Genomic DNA, 1,127 nt, shown 5'->3' with positions numbered 1-1,127 from the left:
CCCGGTTCAAACCCGTCAGCCTCAAAACCCAGCAACCCGCCCCGCCTCCGACCCCGGAAGAGTTGGCCGAACGCGCCGCTCTCCATCAACGCCTGTTTGGATCTCCCGAATGAAAGGATAACCGCCTATGGCCGACGCCCCCTCGCCCGCCGCTCAGCCCGCCATGGGCAGTCCGGTCAAATTCAACCGCAACACCATCACCACGATCCCGGCCCGCGCCCAGGATGTCACCGCGCTGATGCCCCAGAGGGAACCCGAACCCCCGATCGAAACCGGGGTGGACCTCTCGGGTGAGATCAAGATCATCTTCGCGGCCGGACGCGGCAAGACCGGCAAGACCACCCTGCTGCGCTGGCTGACCGAAACCTCGCTCCGCGCCGGACACTCGGTCCTCCTCGCCGATATCGATCCCTCCAACGCTTCCTTCTCCGGCTATTTCGCCGATGTCGCCCGCCCCGATACCGATAATGCCGCCGGCGTCACCACCTGGCTCCAGGAACTCCTCGAGCATTGTGTCACCGCAAGACAATCCGCCATCATCGATCTGGGCGGTGGCGATACCACCCTCCGCGCCCTCGCCACCGAAATGCCCGATCTCGCCGCCAATCTGGAAGCCGCCGGGATCGCGCCGGTGATGTTCTACCTCCTCGGCACCCAGCCCGAGGATCTCACCCCCGCCCTCACCCTCGCCTCACGCGGCTTCATGCCCACCGCCCAGGCCCTGGTGCTCAACGAGGTCAGCGTCCAGATCGGCCAGACCCGCCGTAATGCCTTCGCCCGGCTGATCGACTCTCCGGGTTTCCAGAGAGTCGCCCGCAACAGCATCCAGCTCTGGATGCCCCGGCTGTTCGCGGCCGATGCGATCGAGAGCCGCCAGTGCCGGTTCTACGAGGCGCTGGAGGGCCACAGCGAACCGCAGCTCGGTATCTTCGATCACGCAAGGCTCCACACCTGGCTCGATCAGATGAACCACCGGTTCAGCGGGGTTGCGTCATGGATACCGTGATCGCCGGCACTGTCGATCAGGCGCAGGATTTTGACGCGATCATCCGCAACGCCCAGGACGAATTCCTTCGCGCCGCCGAGGTTGCCGGCATCGCGGGGGATCCGGCGGAAAAACTGTTCCG

The 1,127-nt window shown here is 65.4% G+C and carries 1 protein-coding gene; it reads left to right on the top strand.

Annotation, left to right across the window (positions count from 1 at the left end; translation table 11 throughout):
• Positions 1 to 127: 127 nt before the first annotated feature.
• Positions 128 to 1,006, top strand: a complete 879-nt coding sequence (locus ACP5E6_RS16880) for a hypothetical protein (RefSeq protein ID WP_427956125.1) — start codon at positions 128 to 130, stop codon at positions 1,004 to 1,006.
• The last annotated feature ends 121 nt before the right edge of the window (positions 1,007 to 1,127 follow it).

Origin of the sequence: Acidiphilium sp., assembly GCF_049977125.1 — a bacterium.
Lineage (GTDB): Bacteria > Pseudomonadota > Alphaproteobacteria > Acetobacterales > Acetobacteraceae > Acidiphilium.
The sequence above is the reverse complement of the archived record's forward strand: the minus strand, read 5'-3'. Positions and strand labels throughout refer to the sequence as shown.